Origin of the sequence: Mesorhizobium sp. BAC0120 (genome assembly GCF_033542235.1) — a bacterium.
GTDB lineage: Bacteria > Pseudomonadota > Alphaproteobacteria > Rhizobiales > Rhizobiaceae > JAWRCU01.
On record NZ_JAWRCU010000012.1, the window covers coordinates 139,799 to 158,936 of the forward strand.

The following is a 19,138-nucleotide window of genomic DNA, read 5'->3' on the forward strand; positions in this document are numbered from 1 at the left end:
ATGGAATCCGAACGCAAAGGCGGTGCCGTCTTGGCGCGAGCATTGTGGCAGCAGGTCGGCTTCGGACCTGTCCTGTTCGTGCTGTTGCTGGCCGTAAATATTTTCATCAACCCGGCCCGTTTCTCGCCCGCAGCCTGGGGAACCCTGATCGGGCTTGCGGCACCGCTGATCGGTGCGGCACTCGCCTCGACCCCCGCCATCCTCGGGGGGCGCGGCGGGATCGACATCTCGGTCGGCCCGCTGATGGGATTCGTCAATGCAGTGGTGGTGCTCGTGCTTGTCCGGCATCTCGGTATCCAGACGCCTTGGATCATCGTGCCGGTCGCGGTCGTTCTCGGCATGCTGGTGGGCGCAGTGAACGGCGTCCTCGCGACGGTGCTGCGCATCCAGCCGATCGTCGCCACGCTAGGCACCTATCTGATCCTGATTGGGACCACCCTGACGATCTTGCCTGCCCCCACGGGCACGGTTCCGCCTTGGTTGCGGGCCTTGGCCGGACCGCTCTCGATCCTGCCGCTTGCTGCCGTCTGCCTGGTCTGGACCGGCCTTCGCCGGTTGCCCTACTACGATCACCTGATGGCCGTGGGAAGTGACGACCGAGCGGCTTATACGGCCGGAATACCGGTTACCCTTGTCCGCTTCCTTTCCTATGTAATCACCGGCGCCTTTGCCGGTCTGGCGGCGCTCATGATGACTGCGCTGATCGGATCCGCCGACCCCTCGATCGGCCCCACCTACACGCTGATCGCCATCTCGGCGGTGGCCCTGGGCGGCGTCAGTCTTGCAGGCGGGCGGGGCGGCCTGCTCGGCGCGGCAATCGGGGCGATCGACATTTTCCTCCTGCAGAGCGCCTTGACCTACTTCAATCTGTCCACCTTCGTGCTGCAGATCGCATATGGGGCGGTTCTCGTTCTGGCCATCGTGTTGACCGCGCTGCACGAGCGGCTGCTCGGCCGCGCCAAGGAGTTCGGCTGATGCTGCGCTTGACGGGTGACCAATGGCGCGTCGTCGGTTCGCTCGCCGTGGCCGTAGGGCTGCATTCGGCCGGGACCATCCTTATCCCCGGCTACAGTTCGGAATTCTCGGTTCGAGCAATGCTGGTGCTGGCATCATTGCTGGCTATCGCATCGATCGGACAGACGCTGGTCGTCATCATCGGCGGAATCGATCTGTCGATACCGTTCCTGATCGGCTTTGCCAACGTGGTGACGGCGCAGCTTTACGGGCAGGGCATGAATTTCGGACTGGTATGCGTGATCGTGATCGGGCTTGCCTGCTTGGTCGGCGCCCTAAATGGAATGATCTCCTCCACGCTGAAGCTCCATCCGCTCATCGTCACCCTCGGCGTCGGCACGATCGTGCAGGGCAGTGTACTTTTGTGGACCGGCGGCTTTCCGTCCGGCTCCGCACCGCCCAAGCTATCCGAGTTCGTGTCCATCGGCGGATCGTCAGGCATACTGCCGGTTCCATGGCTCGTTCCCTGCTTCGTGGCACTCGCGGCAGTTCTGGTTGTCGTTATGGCCCGCATGCCTTACGGTCGGCGACTCTTCGCGCTTGGCAGCAATCCGCGAGCCGCGCCATTGGCCCTCATCAATCCGGTAGCGATGTGGATTGTCACCTTTGCCATCAGTGCAGCATTCGCGGCAGTGACTGGCATTTTGCTGCTCGGCTTCACCGGCTCGGCCTATGGCGAGGTGGGGCAACCCTATCTTTTCCAGACGATCGCCGCTGTCGTGATCGGCGGCACCGCTCTTGTTGGCGGTCGTGGGTCCTATATCGGCACCGTCGCCGGAGCGCTGGTGCTCACGGAAATCAACACGCTGCTGATAGGGCTCGGTCTGCAGCCATCGGTGGTCCAGGCCGTGCTCGGTGCGGTCATCGTCGCACTGGTCTCCTTCTATGGACGCGACCCGCATGTGCGAACGTTGATCTAGAGCATCGGATGCTCACTGTTCGTCCAAGCTGAAATCGGTGACCGGAAGCCGGCCGCCGATCTGCTCGTTCAGTGAACTGGCTGCCTCGTAGAGGTGCTGCGAAGCGTCGGCGAGACGGACCTGATTGGTGACCCAGAGCACGAAAGGCATGGTGAGCGCCGCCTGCGCTATGCCGTTTCTGTCCAGGATGGGGAAACTTACGTCGGTAATGCCCCGAAGGGTCTCGTCGGCCACGACCTCATAACCGCGCTCGGCGATGCGCTTGATACGCTTCAGCAGCGGCGCGGGATCGCTACCCTCGGTTCGATGCTCCTGTACCAGAGTTTCGAGCATGCTCGCACGCTGGCGTTCGTTTTGGAAAGCAAGCAACGTCCGGCCGGAAGCGGTGGTCAGCAGTCGGCTTTGAGTACCAAGGCGCACACGGAAGCCGATTGGCGCCGGGTTATCGGCGACGGCAACCACCCTGACCCTGAGCCCGTCGAGCACCGAGAGGATGACGGACTCGTTTATGCGCGTGGCAAGCATCTGCAGCACCGGTTGGGCTGCATCGAGCAGGATGCGGGTAGGCGGATAGTTGCAAGCAAGGTCGAAAAGCTTCATGGACAGGAAGAACTCGTCCGATGGCGGCCGCCTCGTCACGTAGCCGCGCCGCTCGAGTGAGACGACAACGCGATAGACTTCCTGAACCGAGCGATCGAGGCTGTGCGCGATCTGCGAAAGAATAAGTCCGCCCTGCTGGCCGGCCAGAAGCTCCAGAACATCCAAACCTTTCTCGAGCGCGGGCGCTCGATAGGTGACGATTTCATCGATCCGATCCGGCACTGTTTGACGCTTCGCCATGTTCAGCCTGTCCCGCTCCGACCGCGCGCAGCGGATTGAATTCGAGTGAAATCATTCATCTGCTATAGCTCTTTGTTCTGCAGCTTATCCGAGAGATCTGTACCTCATTTTGCTGCGCTGACCTTCGGTTCGGCATTATGCTCGGCCGAGAGGCCGTTTCACTATTCACAGCATCGATAACGCTGTATCTTATGTCAAACAACTTTTTCATATTTGGAAAAAGGTCGAAGCTGCGACATGGGCCTTCCAAGGCTTATCGGCTTGCATGCCATCGCCATGATCTTTCCGATTTTCGGCTGCCTCATGTAGTGTGTCGCCAAGCCTTTGTTGCTGGTGGCAAGGCGAGGTAGGACGAAGCAAGCAGATCCTTTTGCGGCGACTCGTAAACCCCGACAAAGGGGGATTGTGGAATGCCTGAGCAGACAAGGGAGCGAACCTTCTCACCCGCGTTCGAATTGTCTGGGGCGCGTGCCTCAGGTGCCCCCGGCACGGGACCGAACATGGCAGCGTTCGAGCCTGGGACCGATCAGACCGACTTCGATGTCATCGTGGTAGGCGCCGGCCTGTCCGGTATCGGCGTCGCCTACCATCTGCAGCGAGACTGTCCCCGCAAATCCTTCGTCATCCTGGAAGCGCGCGGCGCGATCGGCGGCACGTGGGACTTGTTCCGCTACCCGGGCATCCGGTCCGATTCCGACATGTACACGCTCGGCTATCGGTTTCGACCCTGGCACGGCGAGAGTTCGTTTGCTGACGGCGCATCGATCCTCGAATACCTCCGCGATACCGCTCGGGAATATGGCATCGATCGCAAGATTCGCTATTGCCACAAGGTAATGCAGCTTTAAGCGGCAGTATACCAATTGGCGCCCGCGAAACCCGGGGCCGAACTGCGACTCCTAGGAGTCTCGAAGTAATGCCCTCGCGATGATCGGATAATCCTGGCCGGGCGCGCCATTCAAGCGCGTGAAGCCGTTGCTATCCACCGACTCAGGACGTTCGAAGCCGAGTCTCCCTGACGCCCCAAATCAAGGGTGCAGCGTCGACGCTGTTCACGCTGACAACGGGCTAGTTTACGCGTGCAGAAACTAAGTACGACTCCACCAGCCGTGCGATCCCAAGGCGCGGCAAGCTCCCGCTAGGTGCTAGGTTAGCGTCTGAATCATTTATGAAGTATAGCATTTGGTATGCAGTCTGTTCGCCGACCCTCGCGAACGACTGCTCCAGAACAGCTTGCACCATCGCCTGGAGCGTTTGGTTATCTCCAACGGAGATATTCCCGACGATGCCCAAGCCTACACTCCAACCTCCAAACGTGCCCGCGAATAGTGATCCACTCAGCGTGGCGCCATGCCCGACGAGTTGCGACACATAGCCTACAACAGCAGCCTTAAGCTTGCTAATGCCGCAATACCCTGGCGCCACGAGTGGCTCGGGTGCCTTTATGACGCCGGCAGCCAACACCGTCGGCGGCTCGTTTGACGCCCCAGGGTAGTAGTTGCCACTCATTTTGTCCCGCCAGACCGGCGTATAGAGAGCGTAGTCAAGGACCAATTCAACAAATACGGCCACCGTAGAGGCCAACTGTTCGTTGCCGATCCTGGTCGAAAAGCCCGGCTTAGGGAACTTTCCACCTAGGCGATCTCGAAAACCCCCGTCAAAATACGCCTCGTAGTACTCGCGAAATGCCGTTTCAAACCGCGGCATTTCATCCGCTTCGCCCAATCCCACTGCCGCTACCATTTGGCTCTGATCGGAAATCGATACCGGCGTAGCCATGAACTGCTGGATCTTTTCTGCGAACAATCTAAACGATTGTGTATCGAGCGTCACGGTTTGATGAGAGGCGTGATGGCCACTGAGCAACATTGGCGACAGTTGCCTTTGTCTTACCGTTCGCGTCAGCGACCGCTCTATAGCCACCAAACTATTATTCAGAAGCGCGTCGACCACCGGATCATTTCGCAAGCTCCCGGGCAAAGCTGCGCGGGCGCGTGCTATCCGAGCTTCGACTGCCTGCAGTTGGAACGACTCCGAAAAATCCGCGAAATTGAGCGATGTCGCTAAATCTGGACCGCCAAAAGCAGACAGCTGAATGGCTGCAAGTTCCGTGTTGTTCGGTGCCGGTGTGCACTTACGTCCGGCGTTCCTAGGCATAAATTCCGGATTGAGCGCGGTGAGATCAACTGCCTGACAGCCTGCCACCGTCAGCATAGTCGCAAGTCCCAGCGAGAAGACTATTCCAAGTCCCATCACTCCCCTCCAGTATCTATCCGCTCAGCATTAAACGTCCTGCATGCCTTCAGTGCTTTCAAAGTACTTCGCCAAGAAAGTGTTACGAATGAGGGGGGAGAAAGATCACAACCCCAACCGCACCCGATCTCAAACCCTCGATCGATTGCGTGAATCTCCTAGAAGTCGCAATGCAGCTTTTCCACCGATAGAAAATATATCTAGGAAAGGCAACAGGAAAACTGACCGTGTCCGATGTTGATTGACCTACAGAGGCTGTTCATTCGCACCCTGCCGAGACGAACGTTTCGATAGAGGTGCCGACATTTGTCGATCGGGTCTAGCTTAAAATGTCCGACTTCCGCGCCGCACCTTGAGACCCATTATCATCGAGATACAAGGGCGAACAGAGCGCGATCCGAGCTTGTAGCGTAGATAAGAAGATCGATTATGGGTATCCCGCTGATAAGACTAACGAACTAATGCACTATCTAACTTGGCGACTTGAGTAATTTTGTTCAGCCGACTATTTTGCGTGAGCATTCTCGCGCGGAATCTAATTATGCTGCAGATTGGCGCACCATGCAATATTGACACCGGCGCCGGAGATTCCGAATGCAGGCAGCTTATGTCGCCTTACAGCAAACTGGAGGGGGTATGTGTTGTGTTTGGTGGGGACGTTATTGGCACGACTGAAGACATCGGCCTTTGCGCACTTGTTACGCCTGGTGCGCTGTTCGCGGAACGTCCTCAGAAGGGATCTGATCCGAAACGCGCTACAAAGCTGGTGGTCTCAGCTGGTCAAGCTATTGCCGGCGGGCTGGCCACAGCAACATCACCAATAGAGTCCTTCACCGGTTACTATAATGAGGGTGGCCTTGGGTTGTGGGCGACTTGCCGAAAGAGATAGATGCATCTGGTGCGGGTAAGTCCGCTCTGGGCCACTGTGGGAGCCGTTGGAGTCGTAGTCAGGCGCCAACGGATTGTGACCAGCAGGACGGGCTGCTGTGGGCAGTTCGCGCTGCAAGTGCCAATCCGGTACCGCCTTGGGCAGATAGACCGATATGGCCACTTCTATTGGTGAAAGCCGTCGATCTGTGTAGCGACGACCGCATCTTGCATCTGCTCACAAGGAGCGTGTCGTTGCAGTCGGTTCAATCAGTCGCGAATGAGTGGCCTCGATGAAGGGACTTTTCTCCCTGGTTATGACCAGCGTACTTTTGTGTTTAGTGGCTGCCGGGAGCGCGATAGCCTTCGTGCAGGACTTGTCAATTGCAAACAACGAGGTGATTGCCGCGGCCGATCGCAGTACAAAACGGGTGCTTGTATGGCGGAGTGCTGGACTTAGTACGTCGCTTGGAATAGACGTGCCTGATGGGCCAAGTGCAGTGCAATTGACTGACAATGGAGATCATATCGCCGTTGGTAGCCAGAACGGCGAGATATCGATCTGGGACGCCCGAACCGGTAGTCTTGAATACTCCTTCAAACAAGGCGACGGTTCCATTGTCCGAATAGCTTATTTCGACGGCAACGCCCGTATAGCTGCGCTCTCATCCACTGGGCGTCTTAGCGTATGGGATCTGTCGTCAGGGGCCATGCTGTGGGCCAATAAAGGGGCCATGAATGCTACTGTCGGGGCGCTCGTCGTCTCGCATGATGGCAGCCTTATCGCGGCCGCCCTTGGGTCTACGGGACACTTCTTTGACGCCAAGACTGGGGCCCGAAAAGCATTCATATATGGGGCACCGGCAGGCTTTCTGACCGACGACAAGGCACTCTTTGTCGTCCACGTGGTAATGTATATCGGATGGTATCGCGGCGCGATCCTGTCGTCATCTGATGGAAAGCGGATGCGGTTTGTTGAGCCGCCTAGGATAGCCGATGAGACCGGAAGTGCCTTGGCCGCGACGCTATCACCTGATGGGCGGACAGCAGGAACAGGCTATTCAATGAATGGAAATGGCTCAATATTTTCTATTGAGGAAGACAGCGCAATGCAGACCAGGATCTTTTCGGGCGTGTCTAGATGGACGCGTAGTTCACAATTCTCGCCCGATGGAAATGTCTTGGCAATGATTGGTGGCCGAACTATACGGCTTTGGGAGGTCTCAACCGGTCAACTTATTCGGGAGATTAACTACTAAAACGCTTATAAGTGGACCGCGCCTGTTCCGCTACAACACCCGGCCAGCGCCTATTTAGCTTGCAGGCTTGCACAGTGGCAGGCATTACTGCGAAATCGCGTTAGATGTGCATTTCGTGGTGGGTAACGATACACTAAACAGCGGTGACCTCGTCTTATCAACGGCCAAGATGCGTGAGGGTGTTGTCCACTTGCTCCAAAGGAGAGAAAAATGGCGCCGCGTGGGAATCGAATAGATACTGGTCGAAAGCGCTCGGCTCACTACGGGTCCGAACAGGACTCCGTGGAGATTGTCTCCGGACGCGTGTATCACGGAGTAGCGAATAAGTCATATAAGGTACTCTTCGATAGCTTGGAGCCCTCTGGGTGGTTCAGTGCGTCGCCAACAGACTTAAATGTCAACCGGGCAATACGTACAAACAATCCAGGTGCTCTTAATATATCCGCGTGGCAACGTACTAGGCCAGGATTCGTAGACGTTACTCCGCCGGATAGTGGCGGAAATCGCACCACTATCTATAGAACACCGGAACACGGGATTGGCGCTTGGTACCATCTTTTGGCGGAGGTGTACGGTTTCTCAGCCGCCGGCAATTTTACCGTATATCAGCTCGCAAACCGGTACTCAGGCGGAAATGAAGGAGCAACTCAAGTCTATATCCAAGCTTGGCGCAACTGGTCAGGCAATCAGCTGGACAGAGACACGGTCGTGCACCTGAATGATACCGGGGAGATGTTGATACTTGCCAAGGCGATGTTTGCTCATGAAGCGGGACAAATATCCCCCGTACGAGACAATCAGATAATGTATGCAATTGAAGCAGAGCGGGCGGGATCACTGCCCACTTCGGTCAGCGGAAGAGAAGAAGAATGTTGGAACACCGATCTCGCTGATGATGCCGATATTCTCACACGATTGGCGGTGGAGCATGGAGTAAGACCAGCACCGGTTGAGGAAATGGTACGATACCGTGACCTGTATAAGCCAAGCAGTCGTCCCCGTTATTGGGCTGTACTGGACTTTAGCCTGAACTCTAGGGAGAAGCGGCTGTTCGTCTTTGATACGCTCGAACGTGGTGTAGATAGGTATTATTGCGCGCATGGACGGGGATCGGAAGGATCCGCCAATGATGGCCTCGCCACAGTCTTTTCAAATCGTTCTGGGTCCAACGCATCATCTCTCGGTATTTATCTGTGCAGCGAGACCTACTATGGCGAGAACGGCTATTCACTGCGGCTCGATGGGGTGGAGGACTCGAATTCGAACGCGCGCAGCAGGGCAATTGTCGTTCATGGCGCCAAGTATGTCTCGGAGCGATGGATTCGCGATCATGGTTACCTCGGTCGAAGCCACGGTTGCCCGGCAGTCGAGCATCAATATGTAGCTCAGATCGTGAACGCACTGGCGTCGGGATCGCTGCTGATCGCTTCAACAACCTAATTTGGATTAGGTTGCTTCGATGATCCAAAAGAAGGCTCAGAAGCAATAGCGAGGACGTCTTTGTGCTCGTTTGCGTCCCGCCTACGGCTGCTCTTAGCCTTTCTTGATAGGGTTTCTCTTGCCGATCAAAGCTTTGGCACCAGACATGAGCGTCCGTCTCTGTATTGACGAGCTATTCTGTGTCCCGATTTTGAGATTCCCACGATTTGGATATAGGGCTCAGAGCGAATATCAGAAATCACAGGGACACTAGCAACTTGTTGAGGCCTAGTGTCGTTTTGATTTCGAGGTTCACTCCGAGCCAGATATCAAAATGAGGCGACCTTCGAAATCAGGACACACTAGGTCGTCATTCGGATGCGGTCGCAGTCGACCTACAATCTGCCTTCCGGCACGTACTTGCCGTTCAATTCCTCGCCGATCATGCGATCACCGGGAAGTCGCGGAAGCCCGCAACGTCCGTGACGATGTCGTCGGTCAAGGCAATCGCGAAGCGCGCCCATTTCTCGTCGCCGTTGATTTTCTCGAACGGCGGCACGGTGATGGCCGGCGGTTCGGCTTGGGATTTCGTCAACCGAAGGAGATAGGCAGCCGCTGCTGCAAACAGGATCACAAGGCCGGCCGAGAGCCCGAGCTTTCCCAGTGAAGCAGCACCGATCGAATGGCGGTGGCTTTCTCAGGATCTTGGATTGTTTCAACCTCCAGCACATGCCCGCGCTTGTCCAGAGTGCGGACGATCTCGTGCCCTTCGTCCGCGAGCGCCTTCCTGATCTCGATGGTGCACCGGACCAGACTGTCGTCGGTGACGGCGATGTGGGCCCAAACGGCCTCCATCATCTCGTCATTTATGACTACCTGGCCTGCCTTGGAGGAGGGTACGCTCAGTACTTCCGCCGTTCGGGCTCGTAGGGTGGCTGTCCATCTGGAAGCATCCATAGACCCGCGCTCACCGTCGACCTCACGACCGTTCAAGCGAAGCGGTAAAAGCGCCGGACCATGCATGGAGGTGCTCGCCCTCAGGGCGAGACCAGCAGCTAATGTATCTCGAACCCTGCCGCCATGCCAGCAGACACCATTTCGGCCTCCATTAGCAGGATTTCGCCCGATTTCGTGAGTGCCCCCGAGGCTGTTCTTGTTATGAGTTGATGAGTTCCGGGTCTAGCTTTCAGTTGCGCCGAGTCCAAAATGTCTATTGGCGCACCCATGCCATCGCCATGATCTTTCCGATTTTCGGCTGCCTCATGTAGTGTGTCGCCAAGCCTTTGTTGCTGGTGGCAAGGCGAGGTAGGACGAAGCAAGCAGATCCTTTTGCGGTGACTCATAGACCCGAAGGGAGATCATGGAATGCCTGAGCAGGCACGAGAGCGAGTCTTCTCACCCGCGTTGGAATTGTCTGGCGCGCTTGCTTCAGGCTTCGCCGGAACGGGACCGGACCTGGCAGTGGCCGAGCCTGAGGCCGATCAGACCGATTTCGATGTCATCGTCGTAGGCGCGGGCCTGTCCGGTATCGGCGTCGGCTACCATTTGCAGCGAGACTGCCCCCGCAAATCCTTCGCCATCCTGGAAGCGCGCGGCGCGATCGGCGGCACATGGGACCTGTTCCGCTACCCGGGTATCCGTTCCGATTCCGACATGTACACGCTCGGCTACCGGTTTCGACCTTGGCACGGCGAGAGTTCGTTCGCCGACGGCGCATCGATCCTCGAATACCTCCGCGATACCGCTCGGGAATACGGCATCGATCGCAAGATTCGCTATCGGCACAAGGTAATGCGGGCGTCGTGGTCGTCGAGCGAAGCGCGCTGGCAACTCGAGGTTTCAGGCCCGGACGGGAAGGCGCTGGCCTTCACCTGCAGTTTCCTCCAGCTATGCAGCGGCTACTACGATTACGACGCGGGCTACATGCCGGGCTGGCCGGGCATGGACCGCTTCGCCGGCGAAATCGTGCATCCGCAGAAATGGCCGGACGGTCTCGATTACGCCGGCAAGCGCGTGGTCGTGATCGGCAGCGGCGCGACCGCGGTCACGATGGTGCCGGCGCTGACGGATAAGGCCGCCCATGTCACGATGCTGCAGCGCTCGCCGACCTACATCGTGGCGCGGCCGGCAAAAGACTCCGTCGCCAGTTGGCTCTATTCGAGGCTGCCCGAGAGACTGGCGTACGCGCTCGCGCGCTGGAAGAACATCTTCCTGCAGATGTATTTCTACAATGCGGCACGTAGGAAGCCGGAAGCTGCGAAGGAGTACATCATCGAGCTTGCCGAGGAGGAGCTTGGCCCCGGGTTCGACGTCGAGAAGCATTTCACGCCGCGCTACAATCCCTGGGATCAGCGGCTCTGCCTCGTGCCCGACGGCGATCTCTTCAAGGCGATTCGCGAAGGCAAGGCTTCGGTCGTCACCGACGAGATCGAGACCTTCAGCGAAACAGGCCTGAAGCTGCGTTCCGGGGAGGAACTCCCCGCCGACATCATCGTCTGCGCGACGGGACTTGTGATGAGGCTGATGGGAGGGATCGAGCTTCTGGTGGACGGCAGAAACGTCAACCCGGGCGCGACCATGATCTATAGGGGCGTCATGCTGTCGGATGTGCCGAATCTCGCATTGACCTTCGGCTACGCCAATGCATCGTGGACGCTCAAGGCCGACCTCGTTGCCGAATATCTCTGCCGGATTCTCAACAAGATGGATCGCGACGGCTACGCGTTCTGCACTCCACGCAATGATCCGTCGATCATTCCGGAGGCGACGCTGCCGCTCTCATCCGGCTACATGCAGCGCGCCAAGGACATGCTGCCGAAGCAGGGCTCAAGGCGGCCTTGGAAACTGTACCAGAACTACGCCAAAGACGTGCTGTCGCTGCGCTTCGGCTCGATTGATGACGGCGTGTTGACGTTCACGCGCCGTGCCGGGTAGTGGGGCGAGCACGAGCTGCCTTCTGCAACGTTGCGCCCTTCGAGTACCCCTCATCCGTCGCCTTCGGCGACACCTTCTCCCACAGGGGGAGAAGGGGGAGTTCGGCATTCAGCTCGCCGCAAATCGCTGACGTCGGAGACTGGCGGAGACGCAAATGCCTTGCTCCTCCTTCTCCCCTTGTGGGAGAAGGTGGCTCGGCGCGCAGCGCCGAGACGGATGAGGGGTACTCGAAGGGCGCGACGTTGCCGGAGCATGCCCGCATGCTTATAGGTTGCCTCGATCGCTGCGACGCGCCCCATCTGGTCAAGCACATTCATCGCACCAGCGGTTGGGCGAACCCCTTGCGCGCCTGCGCCCGAACCTACCCCGCGAACTCCGCACCCATCGCGAGATCCTCGATCCTGATCGGAATGCTGCGAACCCGCACTCCGGTCGCGTGCCAGACCGCGTTGGCGACGGCTCCGACAGTTCCGGTGATACCGATTTCGCCGACACCCTTGATGCCGAGCGGGTTCACATAGGGGTCGTCTTCCTCGATCAGCAGAGCTTCCACCGACGGCACGTCGGCATTCACCGGAATATGGTACTCGGCGAGATCGGCGTTGAGGACACGACCGGAGCGGTGGTCGACGATGGCGCGTTCGTGGAGGGCGAAGGACACGCCCCAGATCATGCCGCCGTAATACTGGCTGCGGACGAGCCGTGGATTGATGACGCGCCCGGCCGCGAATGCACCGACAAGGCGCGTCACCCGGACCTGGCCGAGGTCGGGATCGACCTTGACCTCGGCGAAGACGGCGCCATGCGAGTGCATGGCATACGCTTCCGCCGCGTTCGGGTCTCTGGCGCCTTCGCCGCGGCCTTCGATATCGGCGAGCCCGGCGCGAGCGAGGATGTCGGCATAGCTCTCGCTGCGGCTTTCGTCATCGCGGCGGAAAAGTCGGCCGCCGCGGGCAAGCACGCCGGCATTGCCGGCGCCGAACAGGGGAGAGCGCTCATCGCGCGTCGCCAGCTCAGCGAGCCGCGAGATGACGTCGCCACCGGCAGCGTGGATTGCCGTGCCGGCCGTCGCGGTATGCGCCGAGCCGCCAGCGATGCCGGCATCGGGAAGGTCGGAACTGCCCGCCCTGAACTCGACCTCGTCGATATCTAGCCCGAGGCTGTCGGCCGCAAGCTGCGCAAGCGCGGTCCAGGCGCCCTGGCCCATATCCGCCGCGCTTGTCTCGACCAGGCCCGTCCCGTCGCGCTTGAGCACTGCCCGCGCCTTTGCCTGGAACACAAGGGCCGGGAATGTCGCCGTGCCGACGCCCCACCCCACCAGGAAACCAGCATCGTCGCGCATCTGCCGTGGCTCGAGCGGCCGCGCGGACCAGCCGAAATGCCTGGCGCCTTCGGCATAGCATTCGCGCAGCGCTTTCGAAGAGAACGGCTTGCCGGAGATCGGCTCGACCTCGGCATAGTTCCTGAGGCGAAATTCGAGCGGGTCCATGCGGCAAGCCCACGCCGCCTCGTCGATCGCGCCCTCGAGCGCAGCTGATCCGGAAGCCTCGCCCGGAGCGCGCATGAAGAGCGGCGTGCCTATGTCGATCCGCGAAGCTTCATGCGTGGTCGCGATTGCTGGGCTCGCATAGAGCACATGCGAAGCCTCTGCGGCAGGCTCCACGAAGTCGTCGAACGTGCTTGTCACCGTCTTGGCGTGATGGTGGAGCGCCGTCAGCCGGCCTTCGCCATCCATACCGAGGCGCAGCCTCTGGCGCGTTGGCGGTCGATGTCCGACTGGGCCGTACATCTGGTCGCGGCGAAGCACGAGCTTCACGGGCTTGCCGACCAGGCGCGCCGCCAGGATGCCGAGCACCATCGGTCCGGACATGACCCCCTTGGAGCCGAAGCCTCCTCCGAGGAAAGGGCTGCGGATGTGAACATTTTCGATCGCAAGGCCGAAGATTTCGGCAATGCGGGCTTGCGAAAGGGCAAGCCCCTGGGTCGGCATGTCGATCGACAGCGCGTCGCCTTCCCATGTGGCCACGATCGCGTGGGGCTCCATGGCGTTGTGATATTGGGCCGGCGTCTCGTAGGTTGCATCGACCTGCGTGATTGCTGCGGCAAGACCCTTTTCCACGTCGCCGACGCGTTCCTCGGGCGGGCTGATCAGCCTGACGGCCGCCGGAACGAAGCTCTCGGTGCTGTCGAGTCCGGTTCGGGCGGGCTCGGCTTCATAGCGCGGCGCAAGCAGCGCAGCACCTTCTGTCGCAGCCTCGAGCGTGGAGCCGATCACGACCGCGATCGGCTGATTGGCATAACGCACCAGATCGTTCTGCAGCGCTTCGAAGCGGAAACTGAAGGGCGTCGTCTTCGCGTCGGGATCCAGGGCGAGCGGCGGCCTGTTCGCGCGGGTCATCACCTCCACTACGCCCGGATGCGCCTTCGCGGCATCGAGGTCGAGGTATGTGACTCGGCCCCGTGCGATGCTGCTGACGGCCAGAACGGCGTAGAGCATCCCGGCAGGGTTGTTGTCTGCGGCGTAGCGTGCGGCGCCGGTGACCTTGAGGATGCCGTCACGGCGCGTGAGTGGCTGACCGGCATTCGAGCCATGTCGGATGTGGGGAGAGGCATGGATTGGGGTGATTTCAAGCGTCATGGTGCGCCCCAGGAATGGAAGTGACGGGAATGGAAGAGAAGGGAGAAGCCGGGAGGGCAGGGAGCCGCTCGGGCGTTCCTGCCGCGGCAAGTGTCAGCGTCCGCGCGACGATACGTTTCGCAAGCTCGATCTTGAAGGCGTTGTCGCCGCTGGGCCTCGCGTCAGCGAGCGCGGCCTCGGCGGCACGGCGAAATGCCGTCTCATCCGGCGCCGAGTCAGCCAGCACCTCTTCGGCCGCACGAGCCCGCCAGGGCTTGGGCGCTACGCCGCCGAGAGCCATCCGGGCCTGCCGTATCCTGCCGCCTTCGATGTCGAGCGCAGCGGCGGCCGACACGACCGCGAAGGCGTAGGAGGTCCGTTCGCGCAGCTTCAAATAGCGTGCATGGCCGGCAAAAGCGGCCTCTGCTGGCAGGCGAACAGCGGCGATGAGATCGCCTGGCGCGAGTCTGGTCTCCAACTCGGGCGTGCTACCGGGCAAACGATGGAGATCCTCGAGCGCGATCTCGCGCCTTCCGGACCTGCCTTCGATCTCGACAACGGCGTCGAGCGCGACCAGGGGCACGCAGAAGTCCGACGGGTGAGTGGCAATGCACGACTCACTCCAGCCGAGCACGGCATGCAGTCGGTTCTCGCCATCGCGGGCATCGCAGCCGGAACCCGGTGCGCGTTTGTTGCAAGCGCTGGCCGGGTCATAGAAGTAGCCGCATCTCGTCCGCTGCAGCAGGTTTCCGCCTACGGTCGCCGCATTGCGCAATTGCGCCGACGCGCCGGACAGGAGCGCCTCTGCGACGGCTGGATAGGACCGGGCGAAATTGGCGTCATTTGCAAGATCGGCGTTGCGGACGAGGGCGCCGATGCGGACGCCGCCATCGGGCAGGCGCTCGATCCGGTCGAGGCCAGGAAGCCGCGTGACGTCGACCAGGCGGTCGGGACGGGTGATCCCGCCCTTCATCAGGTCGAGAAGGTTGGTGCCCGCCGCCAGATAAGCAGAGCCCGGCACGGCCGCCGCCGCGATCGCCTCGGAGATAGTGGCCGGCCTGACATAGTCGAACGTCTTCATGCCGCATCCCTCCGGTGTGCCTTGGCGAGCCGGGTCTGTGCGTCGAGCACGGCCTCGGTGATCCCGCGATAGGCGCTGCATCGGCAGAGATTTCCGCTCATGCCTTCGCGAACGCGTTCCGAGTCGTCACCAGCCTGTCCCTCCTGGATCAGGCCGATCGCGCTCATGATTTGACCGGGCGTGCAGAACCCGCATTGGAAGCCGTCATGCTCGATGAAGGCAGCCTGCACCGGATGAAGCTCACCGCCCTTGGCGAGACCTTCGATCGTCAGGATTTCGGCGCCGTCATGGCTGAGCGCGAGCGCCAGGCAGGAGTTGATGCGGCGGCCGTTGACCAGCACCGTGCAGGCGCCGCATTGGCCGCGATCGCAGCCCTTCTTGGTTCCCGTCAGGTGAAGCCGCTCGCGCAACAGGTCGAGCAGCGTCACCCGTGGATCATCGAGTTCGACGTTTCGTCGTTCACCGTTTACGATAAGGCTGATGGAGAAGTTCATGGGAGACTCCGATCAGTGTTGCTGATGTAGAAATTGGAGCTGCGGCGGGATCGGGTCCAGGCAGGCCGATCGCTTTGATCAAAGGCATCCGCAGCGGTGGGATGGCAGAGATAACTATACGGAGGTATCCTCCGTTTTTCAAGTGGTAACGGAGGCGGCCTCCGTTTTTGTGGCTGAAAGGGATTGGCTGATCTAAATCCGATGGGAGATCATTCAGAAAAAACAGAGCGGCGGCCGCGCTCCGATGCGGTGCGCAACCGGGAGCGCCTTCTCGAGGCGGCCGCCGCTGTCTTTGCTGCAGGCGGCCCGGACGCCAGTCTGGAAGCGGTGGCCAGGCAAGCTGGTGTCGGCATCGGGACGCTCTATCGTCATTTCCCCACTCGTGAGGCGCTGTTCGAGGCCGTCTATCGTCACGAGGTGGATCAGCTCAGCGATCTTGCGGAGCAATTGGCGGGCGAAGCCGGGCCCGTCGAAGCGTTGCGCCGCTGGCTCCATGCCAATGTCCGGCTGATTGCGACGAAGCGAGGAATGTTGGCGGCGCTGGCGCTTGCCGCTCACGGCACGTCGGAACTCTACGCCTATTCTTTTGATCGGCTGACGAAGGCCGTCGGCCTGCTGCTTGCCCGCGCGATTGCGGCCGGCGACATCCGCGCCGATATTACGCCCGAGGAGCTGCTGCGGGCGCTGATCGGCATGTGCTACATTCACGAGCAGCCTGATTGGCAGAAAAGCGCTCTACGCCTGGTCGACATTTTCGTCGACGGTCTGTGCACACGCTGATGCGGTTTGCTCGGGTCCCGATCGTTCTCCTTGCCTGGCTTTTGTTCATGCCGGCCGTATGGGCGGGCGGCTGGTCCGACGATCCGGCGATCGAGGCCAGGGTCGAGCGGCTTTTGAAGCAGATGACGCTGGAAGAGAAGCTCGGCCAACTCAGCCAATACTCCGGCAATATGCAGACAGGCCCGGATACCGGCCGCCGTGACTACAAGGAAATGGTCGCAGCCGGAGAGATTGGCTCCTTTCTAAATGTGACAGGCGAGCAGGCCAATCGCTATCAGAAGATCGCTGTCGAGCGATCGAGGCTGCAAATCCCGCTGATCTTCGGGCTCGACGTCATCCACGGTTACCGCACCACGTTTCCAATTCCGCTTGCCCTGTCGTCGACCTGGGATACCGAGCTTGTCGAAAGGGCGGCGCGGATTGCGGCGATGGAAGCCAGCGCGGACGGCGTAAGATGGACTTTCTCTCCCATGGTCGACATCGCCCGCGATCCACGCTGGGGCCGCATCAGCGAAGGAGCCGGCGAGGACCCCTATCTCGGATCGGCTATGGCTCGCGCCTATGTGCGCGGTTATCAGGGCGAATCGCTGAGCGACCCGACCTCATTGCTTGCCTGCCTGAAACACTATGTCGGCTACGGCGCAGCTGAAGGCGGGCGCGACTACAACACGACCGAGATACCAGAGCGCCTGCTCCGCGATGTCTACCTGCCGCCGTTCCAGGCAGGCGTGGAGCAAGGCGCGGCGACGGTGATGAGCGCCTTCAATGCGCTGAACGGCGTTCCGGCATCGGCCAACCCGTTCACGCTCGGCCAGATCCTGCGCAAGGAATGGCAGTTCAGGGGTTTCGTGGTCAGCGACTGGACGGCGATCGCCGAGACGGTCGCCCACGGCACGGCGATCGACGGCGCGGACGCCGCACGTCGATCGATCGTGGCCGGCGTCGATATGGACATGCAAAGTGATCTTTATCGCACGGCTTTGGCCGATGAGATCACAGCCGGCAAGGTGCCGGTCTCCATAGTGGATGAAGCTGTGCGGCGCGTCGTGCGCGTCAAGTTCGCGATGGGCCTGTTCGAGGATCCCTATGCGAGGATTGCGCCCGAAAAGATGCTGACGCCCGACCACCGGCAATCGGCGCGCGAAGCCGCGGAGAAGTCGTTCGTGCTGTTGAAGAACGACGGCATTCTCCCGCTCAAACGCGGCGCCCGCGTCGCCTTGATCGGCCCGCTGGCCGACAGCGCCGGAAACATGCTTGGCGGCTGGAGCGCCAAAGGCGAGGAAGCCGACGTGGTGACCTTGCGTAGCGTGCTGGCGAAAGAACTTGGCGCTGACGTCACCTACGCAAAAGGAACTGAAATATCAGGAGGGGCCGACGGCGGATTTGCGGAAGCCATTGAGGCAGCTCGCAGCGCCGATGTCGTGATCCTGGCCCTTGGCGAAGATGCGCCGACCATGACGGGCGAAGCGGCCTCGCGGACCGAACTCGACCTGCCCGGCAACCAGGAGCAGCTCCTGGAGGCGGTGGCGGCCGTGGGCAAGCCGGTGGTGCTTCTGCTTTTCAGCGGCCGACCGCTGGTTTTGACCCGAGCAGTCGAGCGGGCCGCAGCGGTGCTGGAGGCTTGGTTCCCGGGCGTGGAGGCGGGGCCAGCGCTCGTGCGCACCCTCTACGGTGACAGCAACCCCAGCGGGAAACTGACGGCGAGCTTCCCGCGCTCGGTCGGGCAGCTGCCAGTCTATTACAATCACCTCTCCACCGGACGGCCGCTGCCCGGCGAGTTCGATCCCAATTCGATCGGCTCGGCCTCGAAATACACGTCGCGCTACATCGACCAGGCCAATTCACCGCTCTTCCCGTTCGGCTTCGGGCTCTCCTACACGACATTCTCCTATGGACCCGTGAAGCTCGAAGCTCTTTCCTACTCCGCAGCTGAATTGGATATGGGCAAGGCTGAGGTGAAGATCTCCGCAGAAGTGACCAACAGCGGCCTTCGTCCGGGCCAGGAGGTCGTCCAGCTTTATATCAGCCAGCGCGGCACCAGCGTTGCCCGTCCGGTCCGCGAGCTCAAGGGTTTTCGACGGGTCGCGCTTCAGCCGGGTGAGACCAAGGCAGTCGAATTCGCTCTCGGACGCGACGAGCTGGCGTTCTGGAACATCGATATGCAGGACGTCGTCGAGCCCGGCAAGCTGAAGGTCTGGATCGCCGGGAGCTCGAAAGACGGCATTCCGGCAGAACTGACCATCGAGTGAGTGGGCGGCTCTGCAAGAGCTTCGGCGAGCAGCAGCTTAGTCGCATTGCGCGGCAACGTCGAACTGCGTTGTGGGCAATACGCCTAACGCCGCGCATCGGAGCTCGCAGAACCTGAGCGCCCAACGTTGCCCCCCTCTGTCCTGCCGGACATCTCCCCCACAAGGGGGGAGATCGGACGGCCGCTTTGATTTCGCCAACCTGCAACATCGGCGATTGGCGAAACCAATTGTGAAGGCCAATCTCCCCCCTTGTGGGGGAGATGTCCGGCAGGACAGAGGGGGGCGCTGTCCCGCCGACTTTTCTGCGGTAAGCCCCAACTCCGGCCACCCCCACACATCGCGATGCTTTGTCTCGCGACCAAATTGACTGCTAGGATACTGTCGACATCGGCAGCTTTTTCGAATGCTGGA

14 protein-coding genes and 1 pseudogene are annotated in these 19,138 nt (G+C 60.4%); 8 read left to right on the forward strand and 7 right to left on the reverse strand.

All coding sequences use genetic code 11. The features are described from left to right. Entirely contained in the window at window positions 1-975 is a 975-nt protein-coding gene (locus SAZ10_RS24110) for an ABC transporter permease (RefSeq protein ID WP_318611937.1), read from the forward strand. Beyond that, a complete protein-coding gene (locus SAZ10_RS24115; RefSeq protein ID WP_318611938.1) occupies window positions 975-1,934 on the forward strand; it encodes an ABC transporter permease in 960 nt (319 codons plus the stop codon). Before SAZ10_RS24110 ends, SAZ10_RS24115 begins: the two co-directional genes overlap by 1 nt. 12 nt (window positions 1,935-1,946) lie before the next feature. Here SAZ10_RS24115 and SAZ10_RS24120 read toward each other — a convergent pair whose 3' ends face one another. Continuing rightward, window positions 1,947-2,774, reverse strand: a complete 828-nt coding sequence (locus tag SAZ10_RS24120) for an IclR family transcriptional regulator (RefSeq protein ID WP_318611939.1) — start codon at window positions 2,772-2,774, stop codon at window positions 1,947-1,949. A gap of 500 nt (window positions 2,775-3,274) precedes the next feature. Between SAZ10_RS24120 and SAZ10_RS24125 the strand changes: the two are divergent. Then, window positions 3,275-3,610, forward strand: a pseudogene (locus tag SAZ10_RS24125) (FAD-dependent oxidoreductase); the annotation flags it as partial. Window positions 3,611-3,842: 232 nt separating this feature from the next. On the opposite strand, the gene SAZ10_RS24130 reads toward SAZ10_RS24125, so the two are convergent. Then, entirely contained in the window at window positions 3,843-5,027 is a 1,185-nt protein-coding gene (locus SAZ10_RS24130) for a hypothetical protein (RefSeq protein ID WP_318611940.1), read from the reverse strand. A 1,160-nt stretch (window positions 5,028-6,187) separates the two neighbouring features. Here SAZ10_RS24130 and SAZ10_RS24135 point away from each other — a divergent pair. Together SAZ10_RS24135 and SAZ10_RS24140 are read left to right on the forward strand one after the other, a co-directional pair. Then, window positions 6,188-7,153: a hypothetical protein gene (locus SAZ10_RS24135; protein WP_318611941.1), complete on the forward strand. Its 966-nt coding sequence runs from the start codon at window positions 6,188-6,190 to the stop codon at window positions 7,151-7,153. 567 nt (window positions 7,154-7,720) lie between these two features. Further along, window positions 7,721-8,593 carry a murein L,D-transpeptidase catalytic domain family protein gene (locus SAZ10_RS24140; RefSeq protein WP_318612000.1) on the forward strand — a complete coding sequence of 291 codons (873 nt, stop codon included), beginning with the start codon at window positions 7,721-7,723 and terminating at the stop codon, window positions 8,591-8,593. 421 nt (window positions 8,594-9,014) lie between these two features. Here SAZ10_RS24140 and SAZ10_RS24145 read toward each other — a convergent pair whose 3' ends face one another. Together SAZ10_RS24145 and SAZ10_RS24150 are read right to left on the reverse strand one after the other, a co-directional pair. Next, window positions 9,015-9,206, reverse strand: coding sequence for a hypothetical protein (locus SAZ10_RS24145; protein WP_318611942.1), 192 nt, complete (start codon window positions 9,204-9,206; stop codon window positions 9,015-9,017). Then, the gene (locus SAZ10_RS24150; RefSeq protein WP_318611943.1) at window positions 9,203-9,430 is read right to left on the reverse strand and encodes a hypothetical protein; all 228 of its coding nucleotides are present in this window, start codon (window positions 9,428-9,430) and stop codon (window positions 9,203-9,205) included. Before SAZ10_RS24150 ends, SAZ10_RS24145 begins: the two co-directional genes overlap by 4 nt. Before the next feature lie 507 nt (window positions 9,431-9,937). On the opposite strand from SAZ10_RS24150, the gene SAZ10_RS24155 reads away from it, so the two are divergent. Then, window positions 9,938-11,506, forward strand: a complete 1,569-nt coding sequence (locus SAZ10_RS24155) for an NAD(P)/FAD-dependent oxidoreductase (protein WP_318611944.1) — start codon at window positions 9,938-9,940, stop codon at window positions 11,504-11,506. 361 nt (window positions 11,507-11,867) lie between these two features. Here the strand turns inward: SAZ10_RS24155 and SAZ10_RS24160 are convergent, their stop codons facing one another. From SAZ10_RS24160 to SAZ10_RS24170, 3 genes are read right to left on the reverse strand one after another with little or no spacing between them, the layout of a single operon-like run. Then, entirely contained in the window at window positions 11,868-14,144 is a 2,277-nt protein-coding gene (locus SAZ10_RS24160; protein ID WP_318611945.1) for a xanthine dehydrogenase family protein molybdopterin-binding subunit, read from the reverse strand. Then, window positions 14,134-15,204, reverse strand: coding sequence for a xanthine dehydrogenase family protein subunit M (locus tag SAZ10_RS24165; RefSeq protein WP_318611946.1), 1,071 nt, complete (start codon window positions 15,202-15,204; stop codon window positions 14,134-14,136). The genes SAZ10_RS24160 and SAZ10_RS24165 overlap by 11 nt, the downstream gene beginning before the upstream one ends. Further along, the gene (locus SAZ10_RS24170) at window positions 15,201-15,698 is read right to left on the reverse strand and encodes a (2Fe-2S)-binding protein (RefSeq protein WP_318611947.1); all 498 of its coding nucleotides are present in this window, start codon (window positions 15,696-15,698) and stop codon (window positions 15,201-15,203) included. The genes SAZ10_RS24165 and SAZ10_RS24170 overlap by 4 nt, the downstream gene beginning before the upstream one ends. A 201-nt stretch (window positions 15,699-15,899) precedes the next feature. Between SAZ10_RS24170 and SAZ10_RS24175 the strand changes: the two genes are divergently transcribed. Together SAZ10_RS24175 and SAZ10_RS24180 are read left to right on the forward strand one after the other, a co-directional pair. Beyond that, entirely contained in the window at window positions 15,900-16,478 is a 579-nt protein-coding gene (locus tag SAZ10_RS24175) for a TetR/AcrR family transcriptional regulator (protein WP_318611948.1), read from the forward strand. 47 nt (window positions 16,479-16,525) lie between these two features. Then, complete coding sequence (locus SAZ10_RS24180; protein ID WP_318611949.1) at window positions 16,526-18,727, forward strand: glycoside hydrolase family 3 N-terminal domain-containing protein; 2,202 nt, start codon at window positions 16,526-16,528, stop codon at window positions 18,725-18,727. Window positions 18,728-19,138: the final 411 nt, after the last annotated feature.

What these genes read in the sequence shown, in the direction of transcription:
- SAZ10_RS24110 (WP_318611937.1), top strand. Translation starts at nt 1, where the DNA reads ATGGAATCCGAACGCAAAGGCGGTGCCGTCTTGGCGCGAGCATTGTGG.
- SAZ10_RS24115 (WP_318611938.1), top strand. Translation starts at nt 975, where the DNA reads ATGCTGCGCTTGACGGGTGACCAATGGCGCGTCGTCGGTTCGCTCGCC.
- SAZ10_RS24120 (WP_318611939.1), bottom strand. Translation starts at nt 2,774, where the DNA reads ATGGCGAAGCGTCAAACAGTGCCGGATCGGATCGATGAAATCGTCACC.
- SAZ10_RS24130 (WP_318611940.1), bottom strand. Translation starts at nt 5,027, where the DNA reads ATGGGACTTGGAATAGTCTTCTCGCTGGGACTTGCGACTATGCTGACG.
- SAZ10_RS24135 (WP_318611941.1), top strand. Translation starts at nt 6,188, where the DNA reads ATGAAGGGACTTTTCTCCCTGGTTATGACCAGCGTACTTTTGTGTTTA.
- SAZ10_RS24150 (WP_318611943.1), bottom strand. Translation starts at nt 9,430, where the DNA reads ATGATGGAGGCCGTTTGGGCCCACATCGCCGTCACCGACGACAGTCTG.
- SAZ10_RS24155 (WP_318611944.1), top strand. Translation starts at nt 9,938, where the DNA reads ATGCCTGAGCAGGCACGAGAGCGAGTCTTCTCACCCGCGTTGGAATTG.
- SAZ10_RS24160 (WP_318611945.1), bottom strand. Translation starts at nt 14,144, where the DNA reads ATGACGCTTGAAATCACCCCAATCCATGCCTCTCCCCACATCCGACAT.
- SAZ10_RS24165 (WP_318611946.1), bottom strand. Translation starts at nt 15,204, where the DNA reads ATGAAGACGTTCGACTATGTCAGGCCGGCCACTATCTCCGAGGCGATC.
- SAZ10_RS24170 (WP_318611947.1), bottom strand. Translation starts at nt 15,698, where the DNA reads ATGAACTTCTCCATCAGCCTTATCGTAAACGGTGAACGACGAAACGTC.
- SAZ10_RS24175 (WP_318611948.1), top strand. Translation starts at nt 15,900, where the DNA reads ATGGGAGATCATTCAGAAAAAACAGAGCGGCGGCCGCGCTCCGATGCG.
- SAZ10_RS24180 (WP_318611949.1), top strand. Translation starts at nt 16,526, where the DNA reads ATGCCGGCCGTATGGGCGGGCGGCTGGTCCGACGATCCGGCGATCGAG.